The organism is Terribacillus sp. AE2B 122, from assembly GCF_902497585.1.
Classification (GTDB): domain Bacteria; phylum Bacillota; class Bacilli; order Bacillales; family Amphibacillaceae; genus Terribacillus; species Terribacillus saccharophilus_A.
In genome coordinates this window covers 30,185-56,328 of record NZ_LR700944.1, presented here as the reverse complement: position 1 = coordinate 56,328, position 26,144 = coordinate 30,185, and the positions used below count along the sequence as shown (strand labels likewise).

Here is a 26,144-nt window from a genome sequence, read left to right as displayed (position 1 = left end):
ATACGTAAGAAGTAGGGAGGTGTTCAGCATGCAAAAGCGAGAAGTATTATTTGATATGCGGAAATTGCAAAGACAAGCGACGTACCTGACAATTGGATTGATGTTTGTAGCGAGTTTTATTTATTTGATTATTCATGGGTTTGAAATCTCCATAAGCTTATCTGCCCTTGCAATATTCTTTCTGCTCATCATTATTGGCATTATTCTTCATGAACTTCTGCATGGAATCGGCTTTATCGTAATTGGAAAAGTAAAGTCCAGCCAGATTAAGTATGGCTTTTCATGGAAGGACGGCGCCGCTTATGCGCATTGCATGGTCCCCATTAAAGTAAGGGCATATCGTGTTGCTTTGCTTTTACCTGTTTTCCTTACAGGACTGCTTCCGCTGCTGATTTCGTACATCATCGGAAATGGTGTGCTACTTACCGCTTCTGTGATTCTTACAGCTGGTGGGATTGGGGATTGGCTTATCTTCCGTAGTCTGACGAAGTATGAAGCGAGCCAGTTCGTGAAGGATCATCCGACAAAGGTTGGCTACTTCATTTATACAGATAGCGCTAAAGAGAGCGAGAAAACAACATGACTGCATCTTTACGTATTTATAAGGTTTCTGAGCCTGATGGCGTGTTGAATCACGTTTATCAGTATCGTTGGAATACACATGTGGATTAGAGAAAGATGAAGAGTAAATGGTAAAAATTGAGATGCTACTTAGGCATAAATTCTTTTGATTCGGGGTATTGAGTAGTATGGATAAAGAAGCTTTGCTTAGGAGGCACTTAATATGACGATACAACCAATTGACACAAATAATATTGCAAAAGGCATCGGGCCGAATGTTTCACCTGAAGCTTTTACTAATGATAAACGTAAGGTATTCCTATTCGGTTCGCCGAGCTATACAAATATCGGTGATCAGGCAATAGCCTATAGCATCGAAAAATTCATCCAAAGCCGTTTCCCTTATTACGAGTATATAGAAATTATGGATTATGCAACAGATGAGGGAATTGAGTTTGTGAAAGGTATCATCGGTGAAGATGATATTGTTATGTTCACGGGTGGCGGAAATCTAGGCAGCCTGTACTTGGATATTGAAGAAGATCGCCGGAAGGTCTTCGCTGCTTTCAAGGATTATAAATCTATTTCCATGCCCCAGTCTGTGTTCTTCGAAGATAATGAACATGGCGAGCAGGAAAAAATGAAAACCCAGGAAGCATACCATCAGAACAAAAATCTAGTCATTGCTGCCAGAGAATCGCAAACATTGGATGTTGTAAGGAATACATTTGATTCTGAGGTAATGTACACACCAGATATGGTAATGTCTCTTGATGTTGTTCCTCGTGAGCAGGAGCGGGAAGGGGTTATGTTCTTCCTGAGAGCCGATAAAGAAAAAGTAATGGAGGAGAACTTCGTTTCTGAACTGATGGAATGGACGAAGAAATTTGGATCTGTTGACCGTACAGATACGGTTTTAGACGAAAACATCGTGCCTAACATTGATTATGCAGATCGCGAGAAGCATTTCATTGAAATGCTTGATCTAATCAGTTCTAAAAAATTGATCATCACGGACCGCTTGCATGCTATGATTTTCTCTATTATTACGAAAACACCATGTCTTGTGTTCGGCAACAGCTACGGTAAAGCGAAGCACTCCTACCGCGATTGGCTCGACTCCATCAATTTCGTTGAATATACTGATACGGAAGATGTGGAGCTGCTGGAACAAATGGTAGAGAAGCTGATGAAGGCAGAACCAAATGAAATCGATCTGCGTAAGGACTTCAAGCCGCTAGTAGACTTCTTCCGCAGCTAAAAGGAAAGCTAGAATCTTAGGATTCTAGCTTTTTTTCATCGTTTTTGTATATTGAATCTATAAAATTTATTAATATACGGTTGTATTTTTATATAAAAAGTTGTATATTTATTACATAATATACAACGAAGGATCTTCCTTGAAGGAGTACAACTAGATGAACAGTTTACAAGATTCGCAGCAGCAAGCTGCTAACAAAAAGAAACCAAAACATTTTAACGTTTACGTGATGATTTTTGCATTCATTATCGTGGCAGCAATTTTAACATATATTATTCCAGGTGGAGCATATGACCGCGTGGATCAGGATGGCCGCAGTGTAATCCTGCCAGAAACATTCCACTATATCGATGGAGAGAATGTCGGCTTGCTTGGCATCTTCAATAGTATTCATACCGGTATGGTGAATGGTGCGAATATCATTTTCTTCGTCTTGATTGTTGGTGGAGCATTTGGAATTTTTACTGCCACTGGAGCACTGGATGCCTTTATTTATATGCTGTCCAGAAAGATGGCTAATAAAGAGAAGCTGCTTATCCCTGTATTGATGCTGTTCTTTGCAGCAGCAGGTGCTTTAATGGGAATGTCAGATGAAACAATCGTGTATGTCGCTATTTTGGCGCCAATGGCTATAGCACTTGGATTTGATGCATTAACCGGTTTTGCAATTGTTGTACTCGGCGCAGGAGTTGGATTTACGGCGGCAGTCATGAACCCGTTCACAGTAGGTATTGCGCAAGGCATTTCCGAACTGCCAACCTTCTCCGGAATCGGTTTCCGGATTATTCTTTTCGTTATCCTTTATCTTGCAGCTGTCTTCTATGTGATGCGGTATGCGAGTAAAGTGAAGAAGAACCCTGAACTCGGGGAATACGGAAAATTCGGCAGAAAAGCTGATACTTCCGCTCTTAATAAGACACAGAAAATGACTACTCGTCACAAGCTTGTCCTATCAGCTTTCTTGATCAATTACATCATCTTGATTATTGGTGTATTGAAATACGGCTGGTACATTACGGAGATTGCTGGATTATTCCTGCTGTTCGGTGTGGTGATGGGTATCCTAGGAGGAATTTCTTTCTCTGGGATTGCCGATAACTTCATCCTCGGAGCAAAAGACCTGCTTGGCGGAGCATTGATCATCGGATTTGCTCAAGCCATCTTAGTAATCTTCAATACTTCAGGAATGATGGACACGCTGCTGTATCATGCTTCCAATGCACTTGGAATGATTCCTGCTGCACTATCTGCAGTTGGTATGCTATTCCTGCAGATGGGCATCAATTTCTTCGTTCCGTCCGGAAGCGGACAAGCTGCTTTGACAATGCCGCTTATGGCGCCATTGTCTGATATGATAGGTGTAACAAGACAGACTGCTGTACTTGCCTATCAGTTTGGAGACGGTATCTCCAACACGATCTTGCCTACAGGCAATATCATCGCATTGCTTGCAATCGCAGGAATCGGTTATGGGAAATGGGTGAAGTGGTTCCTGCCATTCTTCCTTATCCAAATCGGCATTGCCATTATCGCTCTTATCATAGCTCAATTGATTCAATACGGACCGTTTTAATAGAAGGAGTAATATAACATGGAATTAGAGAGATTAGTAGAACAGGCGATTAAAGATCGTCGGCATATTCACCAATACCCAGAGCTATCGGGGGAAGAATACGAAACAGGTAAATACGTACGTAATAGACTGGAAAAGCTAGGCATTGAGCTTCTTGATTTTCAGCCGCCTAGTGTTGTCGGTTATGTGAAAGGCACAAAAGGAGAAAAGACAATCGCGCTTCGGGCGGATATGGATGCACTGCCGATGGTAGAAGAAGGGGATAAACCTTACATCTCCAAGCATCATGGGGTAGCTCATACGTGCGGACATGATGGCCATACAGCTATCCTGCTTGCGGTAGCAGAGTGGATCACATTGCATAAAGAGGAAGTGAAGCCGAATATCGTGCTATTATTCCAATCCTCTGAAGAAGCTTCTCCGAGCGGTGCAGATAAGCTGATCAAAGAAGGTGCATTAGAAGGCGTCAACAGCATCTACGGCATCCATGTCGATGCTGGTCTGGAAAAGGGCCAATTCGGTACTCGTCCTGGCCCCATGATGGCATCTGTCGATGATTTCGAAATTAAGATTCAAGGCTCTGGCGGCCATGCATCTACACCGCATCTGACTGTAGATCCGATTTATATCGCAACACATGTCATTCAAGCGCTGCAAAGCATCGTCAGCCGTAAATTGAATCCAATGGACGCTAGTGTCATTTCCGTTGGGAAGATTGAAGCAGGCAACACATACAATGTCATTCCAGATTCAGCTAAAATCATCGGGACGATGCGCTCCTTCTCTACAGAAGCAGTACAGACGATCCAAGAACAGATTACGAAGCTGACAAAAGGCATTTGTGAATCATTTGGTGCTACAGCGGAAGTTGACTTCATCATTGGCACACCACCGCTTATCAATGATGAAAAAGAAGCGGCTTTTGCAGAAGAGCTATTGCAAAAAACGTTCGGTGCAGAACGCTATGAAGAATTGGAGCCAGTTATGGGCTCTGAAGATTTCTCCTACTACTTGCAGGAAATCCCGGGGGTATTCGTCAAGGTCGGTATGCAAGGAGAGAAAAGCCAATATCCACACCACCATCCGAAGTTTGATATTGATGAAGATGTGTTTGGGGATGCGATCAAGGTGTTCCAGCAGTTTATTTTAAATCAATAAGTAAAAGGAGCATATGGGATAGCCCATATGCTCCTTTTTTATGCGAGTATTTCAGCCTGTTTCCAGGATGTCGCTGTTTGTTTTAATACTTCATTTAACGCTTCTACATTTTTTCTGCCTTCCAGTTGCAACCACTGTTTTCCTGCATCTTCTCCGTCACGGCCGAAGATGGATACGCTATCTTTCCAGGTTGCCCGGCCACATAATACACCGTTAAAGCTGGAACCTGCTTCTTTTGCAAAACGTAACGTCTCTTGGAAAAGGGAAGCACTAACACCTGCGCTCAAGAAGATGAATGGCAAATCAGTCGCCTCGCTTTGCTCTTTGAAATAGCGCTGTGCTTCCTCGGTTGAGTACACAGGTGTTTCTTCAGAGAAACCTTCTACATAGGACATGTTTACTGGAACTTCAACTTTTAACACATCTACCTTGTATTGAGATTTTGAGAATTCCTTCATCATATCATTTACTTTATGTGGTTTTACTTTAGCGTACTCGCGACCTTTTACATCATCATTGTGAGCGTCATAGGAGACGAGCTCCAGGAAGAAAAGAATATCCTCTGCCTGACATTCGGATCCGAGACGTTCCACAAAGATATGTTTCTTCTCGTTAATGCTTGTATCTTCATCCACATCATAGTACAAAAGGAATTTCACTGCATCTGCACCCTGTGCCTTGATTCGTTGAACAGACCAGTCATCGAGAATATCTGGCATGCGTCCTGGCTGAGTTGCATCGTAGCCAGTTTTTTCATAAGCAAGTAGCAAACCGGCATTTTTATTACGTTTCTGTGCTGCTGGCAAACCATACTCAGGATCCAGCAAGATAGAAGTCGCATATGGTGTGAGTTCCTCAGAAATCAGTTCTTTAAAAGATACAATTGTATCGTCTCCCTGGTCGTTCGTGCTTTCCTGCTGCAGCATCTTTTTCAAGGAGCCTCGCTGGTCAATGGCGAGGGCTCCGATAATTCCATTTTCGTCCGAAAGTTTCTCAAGTGCTTCTCGTTTTGCGGGTGTTAAATTTAACATGTTAGCAGCTCCTTTAAGCAGATAGTTTAGTAGAAAATAGGGCGAGTATATCTTCCGAATTAATTGCATGATGCAGCTGATCGATTGTTTCCTGATGTACAAGCATTTTGGATATCTCTGATAAGTAATACAAATGGTTAGAGGCTGTTCCTGTTGGTATGAGCATGGCAATCACGATTCGGATTGGCTGCCCATCTAATGCTTTCCATTCGACACCGTCAGCTAGCTTGAAGATGATAATTGCTGGTTTCAGGACTTCGCTGCGTTCGGTATGGGGGATTGCGATACCTTGTTCCATTCCGGTTGTACTTTCTTTTTCTCGCTGGAGAAAGCCATCTACAATAACAGCTGGATCTGTAATGATGCCATGCTGCTTCGCTGTGGCAGCGATTTGCTGAAATACTTCTATTTGAGTAGCTGCTTTTACATCCACCTTAATTGTGTCGAGAGACATAATCTGACTGACATCTTGTACTGGTAAAGCTGTTTTTTCTGTTACAGCTGCTGTTTCTGCAATAGGTGTTTCCTTTGCTTTGTTTTTAGCGGCTGTACGTTTCTGATCCATTCCAATAAAGAATCCGCTTACAACTGCACCAGCGAGGATGGCCAATATCCAAAGGAAAGGATGCGTAACGATTGGCAGTACGATAAATCCGCCGTGTGGAGCTGGTACCTGTACTTTAAATAGATAAGTCAGAATAGCTGCTATGGAGGAACCGATCATTAGAAACGGAATGACCTTTAGCGGCTTTTTCGCTGCAAATGGAATGGCTCCTTCTGTAATATGTGTAGATCCGAGTAGGAAGTTTACAAGACCCGCACTGCGCTCGCTTGTGCTATAAGCTTTGCCTGCAAATAGTGTTGCAAAGCCAGTAGCAATCGGCGGAACGATACATGCAGCAGATACACCGGCCATAAAGAAGTAGTTTCCATCTGACAGCAGGGCAGTTCCTGTTACGTAAGCAGCTTTATTGACTGGACCACCCATATCGAATGCACACATGATTCCTACAATAAGTCCTAATACAATTGGATTTGAGTTTTGGAAGCTTGCTAGAAAATCCATCATTGCTTGGTTGATCCAGCCCATTGGAGCGGAGATGAACCACATGGCAAAGCCAGCGATGAAAATACCGAAGACTGGGAATAAGAAAATTGATTTCAAGCCATCAAGCTGTTTTGGCAAAGCCTTGAACAAGTAACCAAGTCCGAGGATGATATAACCCGTCATAAAACCGCCGATAATACCGCCCAAGAAACCAGTACCATTCGTGAAGGCAATCATCCCGACAATGAAACCGATAATAAGACCAGGCCGTTTGGCTATCGATTCAGCGATATAAGCACATAGAACCGGTACCATCAGGTTCATGGCTATGCCGCCGATTGTGTTCATATAATAAGCGAACTCGTTGTACTGCGAGCTTTCAGGATCAGCAGAGTGGATACCGAACATAAGAGAGATGGCAATCATGACACCTCCTGCTACGACAATCGGAAGCATATGAGAGACACCGTTCATGAGCGATACATAGATACTGCGTATAACAGATTCTTTTTGCTGCGGTTCGGAGCTGCCTGCAGAAGCAGCACGCTGGCCATCTTTATAGATAGGTGCTGTTTGGTTGATGATCGCATCAAGCAGCTTATCTGGCTCTTTGATTCCTTTGCTGACTGCCACATTGACAACCCGCTTACCGATAAAACGATCGCGATTGACATCTTTGTCAGCAGCGATGATGACGCCATCGGCTGCATCAATTTCAGCCTGTGTCAGTGTATCTTGGACACCATCCTGTCCGTGTGTTTCTACCTTTATTGAGATGCCGCGTTTTCGTGCTGCTTCTTCCAAGGCTTCTTTTGCCATAAAGGTATGGGCAATACCGGTAGGACATCCGGTTGCAGCAATAATTCTATACGTCATTCTTTACACCCCATTTTCTCTTTATTTGGATTTGACCTGCCAAGTCAGGAATATCACTAAGGTCAGATAAACCTGATGTGAAAGCTGTAGAAGAGCCAGCAGCTGTTGCATAAACCAAGGCTTCTTCTTCGGAATCCCCCAGCATTAATCTGCCAGCAAATGCAGCGAGCATCGTGTCACCAGCACAGGCAGTGTTCACTATCTTGCCTGAAGGAGCGTTTACAGCTAACTCCTGTGTGCTGTCACAGTACAAGGCACCTTGGGCGCCGCATGATAAGAGGACACGCTGAGCGCCACGCTCCAGCAACTGTTCTGCAGCTTTTTGCAGTTCTGCACGATCTGTATGATCCGGGATATTGAACCAATTGGCTATTTCTTCATCATTCGGCTTAATGAGATAAGGCTCGTAAGCAAGACAATCCAGTAAAACGGGAGAACTGATATCAAGCACCAGTTTAACTCCTAGCTGATGAGCAATCTTAGCAATCTCGATATGGATTTGGTCATCTATGCCTTGGGGAAGACTGCCTGAGACAAAGAGCCAATCACCACTTTTAAGGTTCCTTATTTGTTCGATCAGCAGCTCTTGTGCCTGCTGCGAGATAACTGGTCCTCTGTTTACCGCCTTGTATTCCATGCTGTTCTCGCGGATGAAAGTGTTAATACGTGTTATGCCATCCACTTTTATGAATGCGGTTTCAATTCCGGCTGCTTCAAGCTCGTTTTCAATGAAATCTCCGGTAAAACCGCCTAGGAATCCGGTTGCCATATTGGAAATGCCAAACTTCTTCAACATAAATGATATATTGATGGCTTTTCCATTCGGCTGATACTCTTCAAATATGCTTCTGTTTACGACGAAAGGATCAAAAGAAGTAAACTCTGAGAAAAGATCGATCGCTGGATTCATCGTACATGTATAAATCATCCGCATCACTGCCTATCTGTGTTTTTCTTACAAATTAATTATGGCATGCCTTTCGATGTAAATGTTTTCAACATTCACTGATTTCGCTACAATATTAGTAAACGTTTACACGGGGGTATCGTCATGAATGAGGCCTTTCTGACGCGGGTCAGCCAGCATACAGAGAAGATGAGTGAGGCGGAACTGTATTTAATCCGCTATATACGTGAAAATCTTAATACAATTCCTAAGTTATCCATCGTACGGTTGAGTGAAGATGCAAATGTTTCCACTGCTACTATTGTTCGTACAATGAAAAAACTAGGCTATAACGGGTTTACCGATTTTAAAATTCGACTGAAGGATGAGAACGATCAGAATCCAAACTTTTCAATCATTGAGCAAGTGGATGAAGAAATAAAAGATGCCATCTTAAAGAATGAACAAGAGGTGATGCGAACAATCGAAATGCTGAATAGCGGTTTAATAGAAGACACCGTCCAAAAGATTCGTCACAGTAAGCGAGTCATATTATTTGCACGAGGTTTTTCGGAGCTGATCGCAAAGGAAATGGAAGTGAAACTGCAGCTACTGAATAAGTATGCAGAGCTGCATGATGATCCAAATATTATCCGCACGAAAAGTAAGAGGCTGGAAGAAGGTGATTTAGTCATTTTTGTTTCGCTGAATGGGTATACAGAAGAACTGGTTGATGCAGCTAAGAGCTGTCACCAAAATGATACAAGTATGATCGCCTTGACTTGTAACAAAAACAGCCCGCTTGCATCGTTAGCTGAATTAACGCTAACTGGCTACAAGTCAGAAACATCTTATTTCCCGGATTATGAGGTTAGATCGAGACTTCCGCTACAGGTAATTTCGAGAATACTGCTAGATGCTTATGCTATTCGTGCAGGAAAGTCCTAATTTACAGAAGGGGAGAGATGTATGCCAACTTACAACAAGCTTGTGCGTGATCATATTCCAGCCATTATTCAGCAAGCAGGGAAAGTACCTAAGACTAAAGTTCTTGATAAAGATAGATATGTAGAAGAATTGAGGCTTAAACTGTTAGAGGAAGCTAACGAAATTTTGAAAGCAGAGGAACATAATGAAGTTGTAGAAGAAGCGGCTGATTTATTGGAGGTGCTGCACGCTCTCCTTGATGCAAAGGATATATCATTAGAAGATATCGAATACGCGCGTCAGCAAAAGAAAGAAGCACGCGGTGGATTTGAGGAGAGAATCTTTTTGATAGAAGTCAGTAAATAGTACTTTCACAGGCATCCAAGCAAGTAAAAGCCCTCGAACTGGAGGGCTTAAGATTATTGAAATGCTTCCATGGTTAAATCACTATTTACGCCGGCAGCTGCTCGGCTTCCGTGTGCTGCTGCAATAATTAGTTGAGATGGACCGTTGTTAGATGCTTCTCCAGCTGCATACACGCCTTCAACAGAAGTCCTGCCAAAATCGTCGACAAGGATGCCGCCATTTTGCGTGCTATCGCAACCAAGAGAAGAGATGAAGGAATGGGATTGTTCCAGTTCAGTTGTAACGATTCCGCCTGATCGTTCTATATTGGTCCCATCTACAAAAGTGACTTGTTCCAATTGGCCATCATTACCATGCAACTGGCTGATCTTTTCTTCTATGATGCGTATTCCATGCTTTTTAAGCAGCTGTGCTTCTGCTTCTTCGATTACAGAATGTCCATTGGTGCAGACAATCAAATCCTTGCTCCACTGAGAAAGTGTTTTCGCCATATGGACGGCGTATTTATTTTCGGAAAGCACAATTAAAGGCTTGTCTCTTAATTCCCAGCCATCGCAATAAGGGCAGCTGAAGAGACTTTTGCCGTAATAGCCATGAATATCGGGGACATAAGGTAAGGTTTCCTTCAGACCTGTTGCGAGGATGACTTTTTTAGTCGTATGAATATCGCCATTCCTAGCCATTAATTGAAAGGTAGTATCGCTTAGTCTTTTGATTTCCACAATTTCAGCATCCTCTATTGCAATGGATGGATATTTGTTCAAATCTTCGTGCGCAAATTTCCGAAACTTGGAAGGAGATATTCCATCTCTTGTAATGAAACCATGCGATTCCTGAGTTACTGCGTTTCTTGGTTTACCGTTGTCAAAAAGCATGATATTCCTTCTTGCTCTTCCTAATACAAGTGCTGCATTCAAGCCTGCAGGTCCACCGCCGATAATAGCACAATCTAACATAAATACTCCTCCTCGTTTTATGGATATTAAAGACTATTTATATCTATAATTAGTGTAAAAAAAATCAACCTGCTTCAGATTGAAGATAATCCGAAACGCGTTGGTCGATTTTTTGCAATACTAGCGCTATCGTTTGGGATTGCAAATGTTCTTCCATCTTCTTCTCAGCTTCGTTCATTGTTTGCTGAATAAAGCAATTCTCCCTATCATGAACATGATTATCCAAGCTGCAGTGGAATAAAGGGTTCAAGCCTTCTACTGCTTGAATAACATCCAGAAAGGTGATGTCCTCGACATTCCTTATCAATCTGTAGCCGCCTTTTACACCTGGTGCAGAGACAATCAGCCCAGCTTTGACAAGGGTAGTTAATACTTTGGAAAGATAGGTAGGAGACACCTTCTGTACTTCGGCCAAAGGTTTGACGCCAATTGCCTTTCCCGAAGGTAGTAATCCTAGATAAGCGATAGTATGGAGTGCATAGTTAGTGGCTTTGGTATATTTCATCATCCACACTCCTTAATTATAGATCCGATGAGTCTATAATAGACTCGAATGACCTAATAGTCAATTATAAATTCTTAATTAGCTTATTTTTGCTATTCAGAGCCTTTTCATAATTCCCTGCTACGAAGGGCTGCAGTCTTTCGAAGTTCTTTTTCTAGGGTCTTGAAGTAATCAGATAAGAAAATCTGAAATCTCTCTGCAACTGGGCTAAGATATCTTCTGGTGGACCAAGCCAAGCCGATTGTACGTTCACAGATAGGATCCTGCAGTCGAATAACAGGTAAGTGGGCGGTTTTATTTCCAATTAATGAAACGGACGGAATGAAAGCTATACCTAGGCCCTTGTTTACCAGTTCTCCAATGACACCGGGTTCGTCTCCTTCAAAGGCAATATGAGGCTGGAAACCGGCTAGCTGACAATAATTGTCCGTTAAATTTCGGATGCCATAGCCTTCATTCATGCTGACAAAGGCTTCATCACGAAGCTCATGTAGGGAGATATAGCTTTTTGTTTCAAGCCAGTGACCGGGAGGAGCAATCAACAGTATCTCTTCAGTCATGAGCGGCTGCCACTTGATATCCTCAGCTTGAATCGGAACGGAGGAGATGCAGAAATCGAGCTCACCGCTACGCAGCTTCTCTGTCATTAAAGGCACGGACTGTACGTATTGCTTGAAGTGGACCTGAGACTCTTCCTTTAGGAACCCGCTGATTAAATCAGGTAATACACGTGGGATCGTAACGGAAAGCCGAATTGTATGATCAGCTTTCTGATTTGTTTCATTCAGTTCCCGTCGTGCTTCTTGCAGCTCATGAAGGGCAGCATCAACGCGGCGGAGAAATATCTTGCCGTTCTCATTCAATTTGATTTGTCTGTTGTATCGCTCGAAAAGTTTTACTCCCAAATCCTCCTCCAACCGGCTGATTGCTTTACTAAGTGAAGGCTGTGCGATGTTCAATGCTTCTGCAGCATGTGTCATGTGCTCTAGTTCGGCAACTTTTATAAAATAGTGCAGCTGTAGTAATTCCACGGTCATCCTTCTTTCGGATAGTCTAAAAGCTATTATCTATAATGATATATATATTATACATTATGCATCAGAGCCGTTATGCTATTTAGATGCTCAATATTTCACAAAGGTAAAGGTGAGGGAAATTATGAAAGGATTAAAATTAGGCTTTTTTGATATAAAACGGATGTTTCAGCATAAGCACGGGCGAATCGCACTTATTTTCTTATTGATTATTCCAGTCATTTACGCTTCGCTGTTCCTCGGCGGTTACTGGGATCCATATGGTCATATCGAAGATTTACCGGTGGCAGTGGTTAACCAGGATGATGGAGCCAGCATGGATGGGGAAGAGATGCATGCAGGTGATGATTTTATTAAAGAATTGAAGAAAAGCAAGGCGCTGGACTTCGATTTCGTTTCAGACCAGAAGGCAGAAGATGGACTGGATGATGGCAAGTATTATATGAAAGTGACCATCCCGAAAGATTTTTCTAAAAAAGTGACAACCTTGATGGATGACAAACCCGAACAAGCGGAGCTTACGTATGAAGTCAACCCAGGGAAAAACTTTGTAGCTGCACAGATCAGTTCTTCTGCGATGGAAGAAATGAAAACAAAATTGGCTAGCAGCATTACAAAATCGTATGCTGACAGTGTGTTCACAAGCTTCCATGAAGTAGCAGCCGGATTGCAGGATGCTGGTGATGGAGCAGGAGATCTTAACAAAGGGATTACAGACGAGCAGAGCGGTATGAAAGATCTGCAAAATGGAATCGGTGATGTGAAGACTGGTGCGTCCGACTTAGCAGACGGCGCCGATCAACTGGCAGGTGCTGAAGGTAAGCTTTCTGACGGCATCGGCAGTCTGCACACAGGTGCATCTGATTTGGCGAGCGGTTTAGGCCAATTGGATGAAGGAGCATCTTCCTTACAGACGAATACCGAAAAAGTAGCAGATGGCTTGGCTGATTGGAAAGCTCAAAGTGATAAGCTTTCGGATAACCAGGAGGAATTCACGTCTGGTTCTGAGGACTTGAGCAAACTGGTTGCATCGTATATGAAAGAACATCCAGAGCTTAAGGACGATAAAACATTCCAGCAAATAGCAGCAGCATCTGATCAGCTGGCGGACTCATCTGCTAAATTAGCAGACGGTCAGCAACAGCTCGGTGAAGGTGCGGATAAGCTCGCTGGAAGCGAGCAGAAGTTAGCAGATGGTATGGACACTTTCAACGAGAAACTCGGTTCAGCTGTCAGCGGAGCAGATAAGTTAGCTAGCGGTGCAACGGATTTGGATAATGGCTTTGACGATTATTCTGATGGCTTCGGATCCTTGCAAAGTGGTGCAGCGCAGCTTGCTTCTGGTACAAATGAACTGTCAGATGGAGCAGCACAGCTTGACGACGGTATGAGTAAGCTGTCCGATGGCTCAGGTGAGCTTGCGACCAGCCTGCAGGATGCGGCTGATAAAACAAGTAACATTCAGTCTAGTGATGCACTGACTACTATGTTCGCTGATCCGGTTAAGCTGACTGAAAAACAATTGTCAGATGTACCGAACTATGGTGTCGGCATTGCGCCGTACTTCTTGTCACTTGCTTTGTTTGTTGGTGGTTTGATGGCAGCCAACATCCTACCGCTTGGCAGAAGACAGGATATGCAAGTATCTGGTACGGTACAGTTCTTCAGTAAATTAACATTGGTATACGTTGTGGCAATTGTACAAGCGGTTATACTTGATTTGATCTTCTTGTTTGGATTCCAAGTTGATGTGAAGAGTATGCCTTTATTCTTCTTGTCCAGTATCATCGTGTCTATGACGGTCATGACGATCATTCTTACGCTCGTGACGTTATTCGGAAATCTAGGGAAACTGCTGGCCATTGTGCTGTTAGTCGTTCAGCTGGCAACCTGTGGCGGAACCTTCCCGAGTGAGTTGTCTGTGTCTGCATTGGCATCTGTTGGACAATACTTGCCGATGGCACATTCCTTGCATAGCTTGCAGGAAGCGATCACGCTCGGTAACTGGTCGGTGCTAGGTAATCAGCTTGTGGATCTGTTGATTTATCTAGTTGTTGTCGGTGTTATTGGATGGATTATATCTCATCTGCAGCACAGACCGAAAAAAGAGAATAAGCTGGAAGCAGCTTGATGGAGAGCTCGCCTTTTAGGCGGGCTTTTTCTATTGACACCGTATGATAGACTGTAAACAGCAAATGGAAAGAATCCAAAGTAAAGGATAGAGATCATGCAAATTGATAAACCGAAATTAGCGATGGAATTGCCTGAGAAAAGGATGCACGATATCTTCTTTGAGGAAGAACCTGAATTGGAAATGTGTCAGGTACAGCAAGCCGATTTTGCGAATGAGTCAGTCGACCGTCTGCGATTGTCGAAAGTAATAATTCGCAATAGTCGTTTCAATAACACAGACTTTACCGGAATGGATTTGCTGGATGTACGGTTCGAGAATTGTGATTTTTCGAATGTGAAAATGAGCAAGTCTTCGATTCACCGAGTGGAATTCCAAGGCTGTAAGATGCTTGGAGCTGATATGACCGAGTCTAGTCTTGGAAATGTCTCATTCCGTGATTCATTGGTGAATCTTGTATCATTCGGCCAATCAAAGATGGAGAAAGTAATATTTTCCTCTTGTGGACTTCAAGGGGCGGACTTCTATGCTAATCGGATGAAAAAGGTAGAGTTTACTGATTGTGACTTAAATGAAGCAAACTTTGAACAGACAGCGCTCAAAGGAATCGATCTGAGTACAAGTAGTTTTCAGCAGTTGACTGTATCTATTGAAAATCTGAAAGGCTGTATCGTTTCTCCTAATCAGGCAATCCAATTAGCGTCATTGATCGGATTAGTAGTTAAGTAAAAAGCTTCCCAAGTGGGAAGCTTTTTTAATTACATGCATTCTTTTAAGTCGTAGTCAACTTTGCATAAATGATAAAGAATAAGGTCATTTCTGCGACTATTACAATATAAGGAACTGGCGCAAGCAAATTAAAAATGAAGAATAAGCCTAAAATACCTAAAAATATACCTAGGTGATATATTTTCAATCGATGATGCGCGTGTCTGTATTGGTGAAACACAAAAGTAGTTGAAAAGAAATAAAGCAATACAGAACCAAAGATAAAAAATAAGTTGAAAAAGTACTCGACCTCATCCAAGACCATTAGTCTGATGGATGCTGCAATAGCACTTAATGACATTAGTATAAAGAGATGACCATAAATAATCGTTTGGCCGGCAGTTTGAATGTGTTTATCTACTTTCTTCTCCACATTATCAAAATATTGCCACCACATCGCGATAATTAGCAGAAAGGCAATGACAGCTAGTCCAATAGACTTCCAATCTCCTTGTGTTGGCTGGATAACGGCCAAAGTACTGACAAGGGATTCACCAAATAGAATGATAGTGAATAATCCAAATCGCTCTAACAAATGTGCTGTATTGGTGGGGACTTTCACTAAATATCTTCGTCCTAACATAGGAATGATAATATCAATTAAGATACCCAAATATAGAACAACATAGCGGATCCATGAATCAAAGAAAAGGGAAAGTAACGAAACGATAATTCCTACCCAAAAGTATTTTCCTAGATACAATGCTGCTTTCTTCCGCGCTCCCTCTTCTATTCGTTGTACAACAAGGTATTGGATAGCAGTAACCGCTCTTAAGCCAATATAGCCAATTAAGAAGGAAAGATAATATGGATCGAAATCAACAGATAAACTTGAGGTCATGACTAACGCAAAAAACATTTGCAGAATTAAAAATAGCCGTTGATGAAACAAGTCCTGCCCAAAGCGATTGACAAACATCGTCTGTCCTACCCATGCCCACCAGATCGGAACAAAAATCAATACAAACTTAAACAAGTATTCCGTATGTATATGACCGTCTTCCACATGAAGCAGAACATGTGTTGCAACTGCAACAGATGCAACAAAGAGTAAATCATAAAAAAGTTCTAACCACGTTACTTTCTTTTCAAACAACTTTTCCACATCCCCCATAAGATAATAAACTCTCTTCCTTTCCAGAATTCTCCGGATGGAATGCAAGTTGTTTAACTATTATCCTTTATCATTTATGATTCATATGTATTACAGAATGGATCTATATAGCATATATTAGCAGATTAATGATGCAATAAGCGGATAACTTGGTTTAATCCGAATCTCTCAAAGTATATCGAAGTAACTGATGCCCTGTTTACATTATGAGCTTTTTTGAAATGAAATTTTGTGAAGTTTCCGTTTATAATGAAGGGGAGGTGACACCCCAATGAAATATAAACAAATCAAACCGAAAAAAATATATGAACAAGTAGCAGATGAGCTGCTTGCTTTAATAAAAAATGGTGACTTGAAGCCTGGCGAGAAGCTTGCCAGCGTAACGCAATTGGCTGAGAATTTTAGTGTGGGCCGTTCAGCAATTAGAGAAGCTCTAGCTACACTCCGCGCGATGGGGTTAGTAGAAATGAAGCAAGGTGAAGGAACATACGTAAAGGCGTTTGAACCAGAGGGAATCGTTTATCCGCTTCAGCATGCACTGCTCATGAGTGCGGAGGATCGAACAGAGCTGATGGAAGTTCGTCACATACTGGAAACAGGTATTGCAGCTTCTGCTGCATTGAATCGCTCAGATGAAGATCTAGTGCAGATGGAACAAGCGCTAGCGGAGATGAAAGAATTCGCAGGTGATTCCGAAAATGGAGAAAAAGCAGATCTTGCTTTTCATATGACGATTGCGCATGCAGCCAAAAATAAACTGCTTCTGCGTCTCATGCATCATGTATCGGATTTAACAGGGGAATCAATGCGCGAAACAAGGCAGATCTGCTTATTTGGTGAAAATGCAGCTCCGGAGGAATTGAATAAGCAGCATGAAGCCATTCTGGATGCAGTTCGTACGAAACAGCCAGAGCAGGCAAGGCTGGCTATGGTTGCACACTTGGAATATGTAGAAGGAGTACTGCGTAATTATATTGAATAGGACGAGCCGCCGACTAAGGTCGGCTTTTTCTGTATATGCAGGAGTTGGAAAATGTAAGCGGTTGTAGTATGATGAAAGCAGACAATTAAACAGGTCATCTGATGACCTTACCTATGGGGTGACGGGATGAGGGTTACATTATTTGCGACGTGTATTGTGGATATGTTCCAGTCCGATGTGGGGATAGCCACAGTCGAAGTGCTGGAAAGACTCGGCTGTGACATTGTGTTTCCATCGGGGCAGGTATGCTGCGGGCAGCCAGCATATAATTCGGGTTATGTAGAAGATGCAAAAAAGGCGATGAAGAAGATGATTGCAACATTTGAGGATGCCGAGGTTATCGTCACACCGTCAGGATCCTGTGCCACGATGTTCAAGGATTATCAGCATGTGTTCCAGGATGACCCTGAGTGGCGTCCGCGTGCAGAACGGCTGGCGGATAAGACGTATGAGCTGACGGAGTTTATCGTAGATGTTTTGAAAATAGAGGATGTTGGGGCAAAGCTGGAAGGGATTGCAACTTATCATCCGTCCTGCCATATGACGCGGCTGCTTGGGGTGAAGGATGCACCGATGAAGCTACTGTCGCATGTAGAGGGCTTGGAAATGCAACCGCTTCCGAACGCGCAGAATTGCTGTGGATTTGGCGGAACCTTTTCCGTGAAGATGGGTAATATCTCAGAACAGATGGTTGATGAAAAAGTAGACTCGGTAACCGAAACAAAAGCTAGCTATCTGATTGGAGCGGACGGTGGCTGTCTGATGAATATCGGGGGGAGAATGCAGCGCCGCGGCAAGCCAGTCAAAGTGATGCATATCGCTGAAGTACTAAACAGTCGGTAAGGGGGAAAAGCAGCATGGCGATGAAGATAGGGAATGAAAAGTTCAAGGATAATGTGAACAAGCAGATGAAAGACACGTTCATGCGCGGTGCAGTTGCCGGGGCTCAGGAACGCCTGCGGACAAGAAGACTGGATGCGGCTGAAGAACTTGGCAACTGGGAAGAATGGCGGTCTCATGGGGAAGAGATTCGTCAGCATACACTGGATCATCTCGATTACTATTTACAGGAGCTTTCTGAAAACCTGCAAAAACGCGGCGGGCATGTATTTTTTGCTGCTACTGCAGAGGAAGCGAATGACTATGTGAAGAGTATAGTGAAGGAAAAACGAGCCAAAAAGATTTTGAAAGCCAAATCAATGGTCACAGAAGAAATTGGCTTAAATAGTGTACTGGAACAAGAAGGCTGTGACGTCATTGAAACGGACCTTGGCGAATACATTCTGCAGTTGGACGACCATGATCCGCCTTCGCATATCGTGACACCTGCGCTTCATAAAAACAAAGAGCAGATCAAGGATGTTTTTACCGAGAAGCTGGACTACAAGCTTACCTCTAAACCGGAAGAACTAGCACTCCATGCTAGGGAGAAACTGCGCCAGGAATTCCTGCAAGCAGATATCGGTATCACAGGATGTAATTTTGCCATTGCGGAATCTGGTTCTGTCGGCCTGGTCACTAATGAAGGAAATGCTGGAATGGTGTCTGATTTACCGGATACGCAGATTTGCGTCATGGGGATGGAGCGAATCGTACCTACATTTGAGGAGTTCGAAGTACTGGTCGGCCTGCTGACGAGAAGTGCAGTCGGTCAAAAACTAACGAGTTATATTACGGCATTGACTGGTCCGCGAACAGCAGAAGAGGTTGATGGTCCATCCGAGTTTCATCTTGTCATCGTGGATAACGGACGTTCGGGTATTCTCGGAACCGAATTCCAATCGGTACTCCAATGCATTCGCTGTGCAGCATGTATCAACGTTTGTCCGGTATACCGCCATATTGGCGGCCATTCCTATAACTCCATTTATCCAGGGCCAATCGGGGCGGTCCTTACTCCTCTGTTAGGAGGATACGATGATTTCAAGGAGCTACCTTATGCATCCACACTCTGTGCTGCCTGTACGGATGCTTGCCCAGTAAAAATTCCATTGCATCAGTTGCTGCATCGTCATCGACAAGTGATCGTCGAGCGGGAAGGGCGCGCGCCGATTTCTGAGAAGATGGCTATGAAAGCATTCGGAATTGGAGCTTCCTCCAACCCGCTGTACGCAGCTGGATCGAAAATGGCGAGCTCTGTCATGAAGCCTTTTACAAAGGATGAAACCATTTCGAAGGGACCAGGTCCGCTGAAGGCATGGACCGAAATTCGTGATTTTCCTGCTCCGAACAAAGAACGATTTCGTGATTGGTTTAAGCAGCACGAAAAGGAGAGTGGCAAGGCATGATACAGAACCGGGAAAGATTCCTTGCAAATGTCGCCAGTCGCCTCAGCCGTACGGAAGTACTATCAGAAAGACCCTCGCGAAACTGGAACTATCGCCCGCAAGATAAGACACTGACTGATAAAACCCAGGATGAGCTTGTAGATATACTCCGGGACCAATGCCGACTTATCCATACGGAGCTGATTGAGACTGATTCGCGTGGTCTACCGGAAGTGCTGGCCGAAACTGTGGATACTTATGGCGGCGGACCGCTAGCCATTTGGCAGGATCCCCGGTACGAAGCATTCGGTTTACGTGAACAGCTTGAGATGTGGCCGAAGCAAGGAGTAGATGTACATGAATGGGATCCTTCCATTGGCCATGACAACATCGGAATTGTGGAAAAGGCCAATATCGGTATAACATTCAGCGATATCACTCTTGCTGAATCAGGGACAGTCGTACTCTTCTCAGGTGAGGGGAAAGGCCGTACTGTCAGCCTGCTGCCACATAAATACATCGCACTAATACCGAAAAGCACCATCGTCCCCCGCATGACCCAGGCAGCTCAGCATATCTCGAAGCAAGTACAGAAAGGGAAAGCTATTGCATCCTGTATTAACTTCATTACAGGGCCGAGTAACTCTGCAGATATCGAGATGAACTTGGTTGTAGGGGTCCATGGACCTGTGAAAGCGGCATATATCGTTATTGAAGATAGATAAAAAAGACACAGTTAAGATAAGCTGTGTCTTTTCTTTATTCTGCTTAATTAGTAACTAACCCCTTAAAAAGTATATATTTTCAAATTGGAAGATGGTAAAATAGGCTTACATACATATTGTATGAAAGAGAAAAAGGGGATAAGAGTACGTGAAGAAGTTATTATTTGGTAGTATGTTGGTCTTATTATTTATTTTAAGTGCTTGTGGCGGGGAAGAAGCTACGAAAGTAAAAGAAGAAAAAAAAGCGAGTGCTGCAGAGACAACAAGCGTATCCGAGCTAGAAGAGATGGATTGGGAAAACATGACAGAAAAAGATTGGGATAAGGTCAATCTGTCAAAAAAAGACTTCAAAAAATTACTGGACGCGATGTCTGAGCCGGATGAAGATGGTGAAATTGCCATCAGTTCTGCTAAACTATCAAACGACGACACTATAGAAGTGGAATTCAACAATTCGGATGGAGACACACTTGAGAACGGGATGACAGCTGCTATCATGGATGCGTTTTTCCGTCAGTTCTATAAGCATTCTGTTTATTACAATGAGAAAGAACCTACAATCGTATTCACTGATTTAACGGGTTTTACAATCATGGAAAATGACAAGCCCATTGAATATGATGAAGAAAATGCATCAAGTGACGGAGAAGATCTGGGCGAATTTAAACTAGATGAAAAGGTAGATGTTGCTGGTACAATCATCACATTAAGCAATCCAGCCTATACAGATGAGCGTAACGAATATGAAGAAGAGCCGGCAGAAGTGCTAAGCTTTGATGTAGCGGTTCAAAATGCAACAGATGAAGATCTGTATTTCGATACGTATGATTTCCAAGTTTACGATGCAGAGGGAACATTGATGGAAACCTATGCGCTTGATTATTTAACGGCGGATATTAAACCTGGAAAGAATACATCAGGAAAAGGGTTCTACGCTGTTAGCGGAAAAGGACCTTACGAAGTGTATTACACAGACTTTTTAACGGATGCAACTGCTAAATGGACAATTGAAGTGAAATAACTTAGAAGGCTATCCTTAGGGTAGCTTTTTTGTTTGAAAATAAGTTTTTAAAGCTTGTTTGGTAGCGCTTTCTTTGTTATGGTTATTTTGTTAAATTCAGCTAGAAAGACACTGACTGATAATCTTTAATAGATAATCAGAAATATTTTAATATGTTGTTTTATAGCATAGAAGCGGCAAAGAAAACAGTATATGTTACCAACTAAAAGTTCAAAGGGGTAGAAAAGCGATGGCGATTAGATTCGATGAAGAACAGCGTACTTTTCATCTGCAGGGAAAATCGATTAGTTATGTTATGCAGCTGGAGCGAGATGGTTATTTGACGCACCAGTATTGGGGGAGAAAAATCAGGCAGTTTCGTAATAGTAATCGGCAGCAGTACATAGATCGTTCTTTCTCACCTAATCCGTACAATCGAGACAGGACATTCTCGTTGGATGCTTTGCCGCAGGAATACCCGCAGTATGGTAATTCGGATTTTCGCAAGCCGGCCTATCAGATTCAAATGGAAAACGGATCGACGGTAACCGATTTGCGTTACAAATCTCATCGTATATTCAGTGGTAAGCCGAAGCTGACAGGGCTTCCTGCAACGTATGCCGGTCAGGAAGGAGCAGAAACGCTGGAAATAACCATGGAGGACGAATTACTTCATTTGGAAGTGGTCTTGCTCTATACAATTTTCAGTCAGTATGATGTGGTCGCGAGATCTGCACAATTCCGTAATAAGGGCAAACAAAAGCTAAAGCTCTTACAGGCTGCTAGTGTAAGTGTAGACTTCCGTCGGTCAGACTTTGACATGCTGACTATGCCGGGGGCTTGGGGGAAGGAAAGGCATCTCGAAAGGCGTGCTTTGCAAGCAGGTATACAGTCTACGGAAAGCACACGTGGAGCAAGCAGTCATCAGCAGCATCCGTTTATCGCTTTGATGGAAAAGCACGCAACAGAAGAACAGGGAGAAGTGTTCGGATTTCATCTTGTTTACAGCGGTAATTTCCTTGCTCAGGCAGAAGTCGACCAGTTTGCGACGACTCGAGTGACAATGGGTATCAACCCGTTCGACTTCACGTGGTTGCTGGAACCAAACGGAACATTCCAAACACCGGAAGCTGTGCTTGTTTATGCAGCGGATGGTCTAGGGGCGATGTCGCAAACACTGCATGAATTTTATCAGCAGCATTTAGTAAGAGGGGAATACAGAGATAAAGAGCGACCAATTCTAATTAATAATTGGGAAGCGACGTATTTCGATTTTAATGCTGATAAAATTGAGGGAATCGCTAAAGCCGGTAGTGAGCTCGGTATCGAGCTTTTCGTATTGGATGACGGCTGGTTCAAAAAACGGAATTCAGATTCTACATCATTGGGAGATTGGTTCGTTGATAAGACGAAGCTGCCGAACGGACTTGACGATTTGGCGAAACGTGTGAACGATTTAGGCATGCAATTTGGACTTTGGTTTGAGCCGGAAATGGTGTCTGTGGACAGCGATTTGTACCGGGAGCACCCGGACTGGTGTCTGCATGCCCCGGATCGCTATCGTACAGAAAGCCGCGATCAGCTCGTGCTCGATTTTTCAAGACAGGACGTTCGGAAGGAGATTATAAAACGAGTTTCCGACATCCTTGAAAGTGCACCAATTACTTATGTGAAATGGGATATGAACCGGCATTTGTCTGAAGTTGGATCAGCCTTACTTCCTCCTGAGCGTCAGCGGGAAACGGCACATCGACATATTCTTGGCGTCTATGAAGTGATGGATGAGATAACCTCTCGTTTTCCGCAAGTACTGTTTGAGAGCTGTTCAGGCGGCGGCGGCCGTCATGATCCGGGAATTCTGTATTATATGCCACAGGCTTGGACAAGTGATAATACAGATGCTGTTGAGAGGCTTAAGATCCAATATGGTACAAGCCTGCTTTATCCGATTGCCTCGATGGGTTCTCATGTATCGGATGTGCCGAACCATCAAGTGCACCGATTTACATCATTGGAGATGCGGGGAGATGTCGCGATGGCAGGGAATCTTGGATACGAGCTGGATCTTACAAAGCTTACTAGCGAGGAGAAGGAGATTGTCAAACAGCAGATTACTTCTTATAAAGAGATTCGCAGACTCGTTCAGTTTGGGCAATTCTATCGTTTGAAAAGCCCGTTTGAAGGCAATGAAACGGCTTGGATGTTTGTGAATGAAGACAAAACTGAAGCTTTTATCTGTTATTATCGTGTGCTGGCTGAGCCGGCAGCACCACTCGCTTCTTTGCGGTTGAAGGGGTTGGACGATGCCAAAGACTACTGGATCATTGGCACAAGTGAAATATATAGCGGTGATGAACTGGAGTACAGCGGTATTCGTATACCGACAGACCTTATTGGGGACTTCGTAAGTTATACCTGGCATCTAAAAGCTGAATAGCAGTAAAAGTCGCATTTTTGATGCGACTTTTTTATTTTGCTGTATAGGAAAACATGCTTGGTTATCGTATACTTTAGCTACTATTTCAATCTATCAAGAGAGAAGGCTGCAGTTGGAGAAGTCAAATAAGAGAAACATCAAAGCATATACAACCTTTGTTTTTTTATTCCTGCTTTTTTCTGCAGTTTATTTATTTCTATTTCGCCAGGAACCCCGGGAACTAGCGCTAGGTGCTGGTCTCTTTGCAATCATCGGTTCCGGTCTGCCGGCATTTTGGGCTTTTCGTGCTTATCATGAAGCTGAGCGGCAAGTGCGGCGGTTTTGGCTGTTTCTGGGCTTTGCGCTGCTGGGCTGTCTATTAGCAACGGTAAGCTCCTATTTTTACAATTTCAATATTGGAATAAATAACATCTTGTTATCAGCAGCAGACGTTCTATGGGTTGTATCGATTATCTTCAGTTTATTGGCGTTCCTGTACTTGATCAAACAAAAAGCGGGTGAGGTGACAATTTACGAAGTTGTCTATGATGCTGTGATCATCATCGTTGCTGCGGCCTGTTTAAGCTGGGAATTTTTGATGAAGCAAACCTGGTTTCAATTAACGCAGGATGGTATTCTCATCCAGCTTTTGGCCATCAGTCACCCAGCTAGCGATTTGCTAGTGTTATTTTTCTTGATTTGTGTATTTAATGCCCTCAGTTATCAGCGTTTGTCAAAGGCACTAGCCTGTATTTGTATCGGCTTTTTGCTCTTTTTGGTTTCTGATACCGTCTTTTTGTATTTGGCATTACAAAATATGTATTACTTCGGAAATCCCATTGACTGGCTCGGGACAGCAAGTTTGCTTGTAATTGGCGGTGCTGCTTTCTTTGCGGATGATCTTGATGCACTGAGCCGGCAAGAATCCCGAACTGCAAGCACGCCGCTATTTTCGGCACGACTATGGTTTTCCAATGTCAGCGTTCTGGTTTTACTTGCACTCATCGTAGCCAGAGGCGGCGGATTTGATTTAATAGCACTTGGCTGTATTGTTTCTACATTACTGATCATCTTTCGACAAATGAATACAATGTTCCAGAATAGAAAGCTCATGCTTGAACTGGAAGGTAAAGTATTGGAGCGAACTGAAGAGCTGTTTCAAAAAAATAAGGAATTGGAAGCTTCCATCGAACGAACGGAATTCCTTGCTGCTCATGATCCGCTGACAGGGCTCCCGAACCGTCGTGAATTTGATCGGATAGCTTCAGAATGGGTAAAGACGAACGAAAGCGGTTTTTCCTTGCTCTTTTTGGATATGGATCATTTCAAATGGGTGAATGACACGATGAATCATGGTGCCGGGGACATGCTGCTGAGAAAGGTGGCAGAACGATTGCAAGGGAATCTCGTGTCAGGAGCAAAGGTGTTCCGCCAAGGTGGAGATGAATTCCTTATTCTGTTGCCTATTACGAAGATTCCTGAGATAGAAAGAACTGTATGTGAATTAATTCAATCACTTGAACAGGTGTTTTATCTCCATGGAAAGGAAGTATTTGTTTCTGCAAGTATCGGAATTAGTCTTTATCCGCAACATGCCGAAGATGTCGAACTATTGACTATTAAAGCAGATACTGCCATGTATGCAGCAAAGAAAAGTCACGGAAAGCGTTGGCTATTCTATGATGAGACGTACCTCCCTGCAGAACAATCCAAGCTCGAGCTTGAGAAAGAGATGCGGTATGGACTGGAAAGAGGAGAGTTCCAGCTTCACTTTCAGCCGCTATATCGTTTAGATACAAATACTGTTTCTGGTGCGGAGGTATTGATGCGCTGGGAGCATCCGGAGCGAGGGCTGCTGTTTCCCAATACATTCATTCCGCTTGCTGAAGAATCACGTTTCATTATTCCTCTTGGAAGATGGATGATCCGAGAAGTGTGCAGACAATGGAGCTGCTGGAAAACACAAGAGTATGAACCGATCAGCCTTGCTGTTAATATTTCTGTCAATCAATTCCTCCATCCCGATTTTCTCGCAGAATTAGAGGATGCGCTGCGTGAATATGAGATGGACCCGACTTATCTGGAATTGGAAATCACAGAAAATATCCCATTTAGTGACTCCTATGCTATAGCTGTTCTGGAGCATATCAAGCAGCTTGGTATTCGTATCAGCATCGATGATTTTGGGACAGGTTACAGCTCTCTTCAGTACATCCAGCGCCTGCCTGTTCATACATTGAAAATCGATCGTGCTTTTGTCTGCGATATGATGCACAATCGAAATAATAAAGTGTTGGTTGAAACGATTTTACTTATGGCAAAGCAACTCGATCTGGACGTGGTTGCTGAAGGTGTCGAGGAACAGGAACAGCTTGAATTTCTAAAGGAAAATGGCTGTGCGTTAGTGCAGGGATATTTGATTGGGAAGCCGACGGAGGCCGTGTTATTTCGTTCGAAGTGGCTGTAAATCCTAAGAGTGACTTTTGACAAGCATTATACTATGTTTGAAAGGCTGCGTGTAAGCAGCCTTTTTTTATATCGACAAGGGAAGAAGAAAAA

Annotated in this window: 22 protein-coding genes; 15 read left to right on the top strand and 7 right to left on the bottom strand. The window is 43.2% G+C overall.

All coding sequences use genetic code 11. The features are described from left to right. The first annotated feature begins 28 nt into the window (after positions 1–28). The 4 genes from AE2B122_RS08710 (at position 29) to AE2B122_RS08695 (ending at position 4,553) form a co-directional block, all read left to right on the top strand. Complete coding sequence (locus AE2B122_RS08710) at positions 29–583, top strand: DUF3267 domain-containing protein (protein ID WP_175073796.1); 555 nt, start codon at positions 29–31, stop codon at positions 581–583. 201 nt (positions 584–784) lie between these two features. Next, positions 785–1,822 carry a polysaccharide pyruvyl transferase family protein gene (locus tag AE2B122_RS08705; protein ID WP_175073795.1) on the top strand — a complete coding sequence of 346 codons (1,038 nt, stop codon included), beginning with the start codon at positions 785–787 and terminating at the stop codon, positions 1,820–1,822. 157 nt (positions 1,823–1,979) lie between these two features. Next, a complete protein-coding gene (locus AE2B122_RS08700; RefSeq protein ID WP_175073794.1) occupies positions 1,980–3,395 on the top strand; it encodes a YfcC family protein in 1,416 nt (471 codons plus the stop codon). Between the two features lie 18 nt (positions 3,396–3,413). Next, entirely contained in the window at positions 3,414–4,553 is a 1,140-nt protein-coding gene (locus AE2B122_RS08695) for a M20 family metallopeptidase (RefSeq protein WP_175073793.1), read from the top strand. A gap of 38 nt (positions 4,554–4,591) precedes the next feature. Here AE2B122_RS08695 and lacD read toward each other — a convergent pair whose 3' ends face one another. Genes lacD through pfkB form a run of 3 tightly spaced genes read right to left on the bottom strand, consistent with a single transcriptional unit; the run spans position 4,592 to position 8,436 of the window. Then, positions 4,592–5,584 (bottom strand): tagatose-bisphosphate aldolase, encoded by a 993-nt coding sequence (gene lacD, locus AE2B122_RS08690; RefSeq protein WP_175073792.1) that lies wholly within the window; start codon positions 5,582–5,584, stop codon positions 4,592–4,594. A gap of 13 nt (positions 5,585–5,597) precedes the next feature. After that, the gene (locus AE2B122_RS08685; RefSeq protein WP_175073791.1) at positions 5,598–7,508 is read right to left on the bottom strand and encodes a fructose-specific PTS transporter subunit EIIC; all 1,911 of its coding nucleotides are present in this window, start codon (positions 7,506–7,508) and stop codon (positions 5,598–5,600) included. Then, positions 7,498–8,436: a 1-phosphofructokinase gene (gene pfkB / locus AE2B122_RS08680; protein WP_175073790.1), complete on the bottom strand. Its 939-nt coding sequence runs from the start codon at positions 8,434–8,436 to the stop codon at positions 7,498–7,500. Before pfkB ends, AE2B122_RS08685 begins: the two co-directional genes overlap by 11 nt. Positions 8,437–8,559: 123 nt before the next feature. On the opposite strand from pfkB, the gene AE2B122_RS08675 reads away from it, so the two are divergent. Together AE2B122_RS08675 and AE2B122_RS08670 are read left to right on the top strand one after the other, a co-directional pair. Beyond that, positions 8,560–9,342: a MurR/RpiR family transcriptional regulator gene (locus AE2B122_RS08675; protein ID WP_175073789.1), complete on the top strand. Its 783-nt coding sequence runs from the start codon at positions 8,560–8,562 to the stop codon at positions 9,340–9,342. 21 nt (positions 9,343–9,363) lie between these two features. Next, complete coding sequence (locus tag AE2B122_RS08670; protein WP_095269159.1) at positions 9,364–9,687, top strand: nucleoside triphosphate pyrophosphohydrolase; 324 nt, start codon at positions 9,364–9,366, stop codon at positions 9,685–9,687. Between the two features lie 53 nt (positions 9,688–9,740). Here AE2B122_RS08670 and AE2B122_RS08665 read toward each other — a convergent pair whose 3' ends face one another. From AE2B122_RS08665 to AE2B122_RS08655, 3 genes are all read right to left on the bottom strand, one after another. Further along, complete coding sequence (locus AE2B122_RS08665; RefSeq protein WP_175073788.1) at positions 9,741–10,643, bottom strand: NAD(P)/FAD-dependent oxidoreductase; 903 nt, start codon at positions 10,641–10,643, stop codon at positions 9,741–9,743. A gap of 64 nt (positions 10,644–10,707) precedes the next feature. Continuing rightward, on the bottom strand, positions 10,708–11,148 hold the full coding sequence (locus tag AE2B122_RS08660) for an RrF2 family transcriptional regulator (RefSeq protein ID WP_175073787.1): 441 nt from the start codon (positions 11,146–11,148) through the stop codon (positions 10,708–10,710). 107 nt (positions 11,149–11,255) lie between these two features. Further along, positions 11,256–12,179: a LysR family transcriptional regulator gene (locus AE2B122_RS08655; RefSeq protein ID WP_095269150.1), complete on the bottom strand. Its 924-nt coding sequence runs from the start codon at positions 12,177–12,179 to the stop codon at positions 11,256–11,258. Between the two features lie 127 nt (positions 12,180–12,306). On the opposite strand from AE2B122_RS08655, the gene AE2B122_RS08650 reads away from it, so the two are divergent. Together AE2B122_RS08650 and AE2B122_RS08645 are read left to right on the top strand one after the other, a co-directional pair. Then, on the top strand, positions 12,307–14,313 hold the full coding sequence (locus AE2B122_RS08650) for a YhgE/Pip domain-containing protein (RefSeq protein ID WP_175073786.1): 2,007 nt from the start codon (positions 12,307–12,309) through the stop codon (positions 14,311–14,313). Between the two features lie 96 nt (positions 14,314–14,409). Continuing rightward, complete coding sequence (locus tag AE2B122_RS08645; protein WP_095220350.1) at positions 14,410–15,042, top strand: pentapeptide repeat-containing protein; 633 nt, start codon at positions 14,410–14,412, stop codon at positions 15,040–15,042. 43 nt (positions 15,043–15,085) lie between these two features. Here AE2B122_RS08645 and AE2B122_RS08640 read toward each other — a convergent pair whose 3' ends face one another. Next, positions 15,086–16,177, bottom strand: coding sequence for a low temperature requirement protein A (locus AE2B122_RS08640; RefSeq protein WP_175073785.1), 1,092 nt, complete (start codon positions 16,175–16,177; stop codon positions 15,086–15,088). Positions 16,178–16,466: 289 nt separating this feature from the next. On the opposite strand from AE2B122_RS08640, the gene AE2B122_RS08635 reads away from it, so the two are divergent. The 7 genes from AE2B122_RS08635 to AE2B122_RS08605 all read left to right on the top strand — a co-directional run bounded on the left by AE2B122_RS08635 (position 16,467) and on the right by AE2B122_RS08605 (position 26,052). Next, complete coding sequence (locus AE2B122_RS08635) at positions 16,467–17,177, top strand: FadR/GntR family transcriptional regulator (protein ID WP_175073784.1); 711 nt, start codon at positions 16,467–16,469, stop codon at positions 17,175–17,177. 126 nt (positions 17,178–17,303) lie between these two features. Beyond that, a complete protein-coding gene (locus AE2B122_RS08630) occupies positions 17,304–18,020 on the top strand; it encodes a (Fe-S)-binding protein (RefSeq protein ID WP_095269137.1) in 717 nt (238 codons plus the stop codon). 14 nt (positions 18,021–18,034) lie between these two features. Beyond that, positions 18,035–19,465, top strand: coding sequence for a LutB/LldF family L-lactate oxidation iron-sulfur protein (locus AE2B122_RS08625; RefSeq protein WP_175073783.1), 1,431 nt, complete (start codon positions 18,035–18,037; stop codon positions 19,463–19,465). Beyond that, complete coding sequence (locus AE2B122_RS08620; protein WP_095269131.1) at positions 19,462–20,169, top strand: lactate utilization protein C; 708 nt, start codon at positions 19,462–19,464, stop codon at positions 20,167–20,169. The genes AE2B122_RS08625 and AE2B122_RS08620 overlap by 4 nt, the downstream gene beginning before the upstream one ends. A 148-nt stretch (positions 20,170–20,317) precedes the next feature. Further along, positions 20,318–21,190 (top strand): DUF4352 domain-containing protein, encoded by an 873-nt coding sequence (locus tag AE2B122_RS08615; protein ID WP_095269126.1) that lies wholly within the window; start codon positions 20,318–20,320, stop codon positions 21,188–21,190. Between the two features lie 229 nt (positions 21,191–21,419). Continuing rightward, positions 21,420–23,606 carry an alpha-galactosidase gene (locus tag AE2B122_RS08610; protein ID WP_175073782.1) on the top strand — a complete coding sequence of 729 codons (2,187 nt, stop codon included), beginning with the start codon at positions 21,420–21,422 and terminating at the stop codon, positions 23,604–23,606. Between the two features lie 112 nt (positions 23,607–23,718). After that, a complete protein-coding gene (locus AE2B122_RS08605) occupies positions 23,719–26,052 on the top strand; it encodes a GGDEF domain-containing phosphodiesterase (RefSeq protein WP_175073781.1) in 2,334 nt (777 codons plus the stop codon). The last annotated feature ends 92 nt before the right edge of the window (positions 26,053–26,144 follow it).